Here is a 2,536-nt window from a genome sequence, read left to right as displayed (position 1 = left end):
GCTCCGGCGCCGGAGCCTGTCGGCTCCGACCTCGCCAAAGCTGCCAATGTCGAGAACAGGCGCCCATATACGCGCCTTGGCCCATCGGCACAAGTCTTGGCGGAACCGCAGCTTCGGCTACAGGTTGGCTCCGTAACATTTTCCGTCCGGAGAGACACATGATGCGCGCTGCCCTGATGCTTGCCTTGTCCTCGACCGCGCTGATCGCATGTAGCGGCGGCACGTCAGAGGCTCCTGCCCCCGCGCCCAGCGATCAGGCGGCGGCGCCGTCGCCCACGCCGACCGATGGCGGCCTGCCCTTTGCCACGACGGCCGTCGCGACGCTCGATTCGCCTTGGGCGATGGCGTTCCTGCCTGACGGGCGGATGTTGGTGACGCAAAAGGGCGGACAGATGGTCGTCGTCAATCCCGCCGACGGTGCGACCACCCCGCTGGCGGGCGTGCCGGCCATCGACAGCGCCGGCCAAGGCGGACTGATGGACGTCGTGCCCGCGCCCGATTTCGCACAGAGCCGCAGGGTCTATTTCTCCGGCTCGGTCGCGGGCGATGGCGGCAAGGGTGTGGTGCTGTGGCGCGCGCGGCTGGCCGATGGCGAAACACCGCGGCTGGAGGGCGTGACCGAATTGTTCCGCGCGACGCCGTTCGTGTCGGGCGACGGCCATTATTCGGGCCGCATCGCCTTTGCCCCCGATGGCCAGCACCTGTTCTTCACCAATGGCGAGCGGCAGAAGTTCGACCCGGCGCAGGACCCCAAGGCGACGCTGGGCAAGGTGCTGCGCCTGACGCTGGACGGCAAGCCTGCGGGCGACCCCGGCCTGAGCGCGCGCGGGTTCCACCCGGCGGTCTGGTCCTATGGTCATCGCAACCTGCTGGGCATTGCGTTCGATTCGGCGGGCAATCTGTGGGAACAGGAAATGGGGCCGAAGGGCGGGGATGAGGTCAACCTGATCCTGCCGGGCCGCAATTACGGCTATCCCATCGTGTCCGACGGCGATCATTATGACGGCCGTCCGATCCCCGACCACGACACCCGGCCCGAGTTCGAGAAATACAAGGTGATGTGGAACCCCGTTATCTCACCGGGCGGCCTGATCGCTTATTCGGGCAACCAGTTCCCGCAGTGGCAGGGCGACCTGTTCATCGGCGGGCTGTCCAGCCAGTCCCTGGTTCGCGTCGACGTGAACGGCACCGGCGCGACCAAGGGCGACCAGTGGCCGATGGGCAAGCGCATCCGCGATGTCGAACAGGGACCCGACGGCGCGATCTGGGTTATCGAAGACGGCGACGGCGGCCGCGTGCTCAAGCTGACGCCGCGCGGCTGAGCGCGGCCTATCGCGACAGCAGGAAATTGATCCGCGCGGCCGCGATCGGGCGGTCGCGCGCTTCCTGCCAGGCGAACGCCTCGACATTGGCGATGCGCGTGCCCAGCCGCACGACGATCCCCTCGGCCAGCGTGTCGCGATCGCGGCCGCCGCGCATGTAATCGACGGTCAGGTTGATCGGCTTGATCCGCACATCCTCATCGCCCAGCGCGTGGCGCAGCGCCGCCACCGCCGCCATTTCGACCAGCCCGCCGATCGCCCCACCATGCACGAACCCCGGCCGGCCCGTTACCGCGCTGCCGAACGGCATCACCAGCCGCGGGACGCCCGTATCGCCCGGCTCGACCCGCAGGCCCAGCAGCCGGGCATAAGGCGGCAGGCTCATGGCCGCGCCTCCGTCGACATGAAGGTGCCCGTGACATGCGCGACCGGATTGCCGGGATCGCCGTCATGGGCGATACCGCGCACGAAACCGATCGCGCGCGTCAGCCGGTAACATTCGCCCCGCCCGATAACGGTGCGCTCGGGCGTGGCAGGCCGAAGATAATCCACCCGCAGATCCAGCGTGGCGTGCGGCACGAACCCGCCCCGTTTCATCCACACCGCGACACTGGTCGCCATGTCCATCAGCGCGACGATCGGTCCCGACGCCAGCACGCCGCGCGCGGGATCGCCGACCAGCTCGGCGCGCCACGGCAGCGCCAGTTCGGCCCAGTCCGCCCCGTGATCGCGATATTCGATGCCCAGCACGCCGCCATGATGCTGGCGCATCAGCGTCAGGAACCGTGCCGGGTCGAACGGAATGGGGGCGGGTGAGACCATGGCAGCTTCCTATCGGTGTCCGCGCGCGCCGCCAAGTTTACCACGACGCGATCGCACCGCGCCCGCCGTCGCTCTACATTGATCGCGGTTTGGGCTACCGGCTGGAGCCGGGCCAAAGCGCCCGCGAAAGGATATGGGGATGCACGATCGGATCGAATTGTCGGTGACGGACGGCGTGGCGGACGTTCGGCTGAACCGGCCCGACAAGCTCAATGCGCTCGATCCGGCGATGTTCGACGCGCTGATCGACGCGATCGACCGGCTGGGCGCGATGGCCGATGTGCGCGCGGTCGTGCTGTCGGGCGCGGGTCGCGGCTTTTGCGCGGGGCTGGACATGGCCAGCATGGCGGGCGGCGTCGGGGCGGCGCTGAACGATCCGGTGCACGGCATCG

At 68.7% G+C, this 2,536-nt stretch carries 4 protein-coding genes; 2 read left to right on the top strand and 2 right to left on the bottom strand.

What is annotated here, in order from left to right; all coding sequences use genetic code 11:
* Nucleotides 1-161 precede the first annotated feature (161 nt).
* Nucleotides 162-1,322, top strand: a complete 1,161-nt coding sequence (locus VL973_RS13840; protein WP_325284611.1) for a PQQ-dependent sugar dehydrogenase — start codon at nt 162-164, stop codon at nt 1,320-1,322.
* A gap of 7 nt (nt 1,323-1,329) precedes the next feature.
* Here the strand turns inward: VL973_RS13840 and VL973_RS13835 are convergent, their stop codons facing one another.
* Together VL973_RS13835 and VL973_RS13830 are read right to left on the bottom strand one after the other, a co-directional pair.
* Nucleotides 1,330-1,707 carry a PaaI family thioesterase gene (locus tag VL973_RS13835; RefSeq protein ID WP_325284610.1) on the bottom strand — a complete coding sequence of 126 codons (378 nt, stop codon included), beginning with the start codon at nt 1,705-1,707 and terminating at the stop codon, nt 1,330-1,332.
* Nucleotides 1,704-2,144, bottom strand: a complete 441-nt coding sequence (locus VL973_RS13830; protein ID WP_325284609.1) for a PaaI family thioesterase — start codon at nt 2,142-2,144, stop codon at nt 1,704-1,706. The genes VL973_RS13835 and VL973_RS13830 overlap by 4 nt, the downstream gene beginning before the upstream one ends.
* Before the next feature lie 139 nt (nt 2,145-2,283).
* On the opposite strand from VL973_RS13830, the gene VL973_RS13825 reads away from it, so the two are divergent.
* On the top strand, nt 2,284-2,536 hold a 253-nt coding region (locus VL973_RS13825), incomplete at its 3' end, for an enoyl-CoA hydratase-related protein (protein WP_325284608.1).

The organism is Sphingomonas sp. (genome assembly GCF_035490575.1).
Taxonomy (GTDB): Bacteria; Pseudomonadota; Alphaproteobacteria; order Sphingomonadales; family Sphingomonadaceae; genus Sphingomonas.
This window is presented reverse-complemented; position numbering and strand designations above follow the sequence as displayed.

Bases quoted from the DNA above. Each gene is read 5' to 3' on its own strand.
- VL973_RS13830 (WP_325284609.1), bottom strand. From the start codon at position 2,144: ATGGTCTCACCCGCCCCCATTCCGTTCGACCCGGCACGGTTCCTGACG.
- VL973_RS13835 (WP_325284610.1), bottom strand. From the start codon at position 1,707: ATGAGCCTGCCGCCTTATGCCCGGCTGCTGGGCCTGCGGGTCGAGCCG.
- VL973_RS13840 (WP_325284611.1), top strand. From the start codon at position 162: ATGCGCGCTGCCCTGATGCTTGCCTTGTCCTCGACCGCGCTGATCGCA.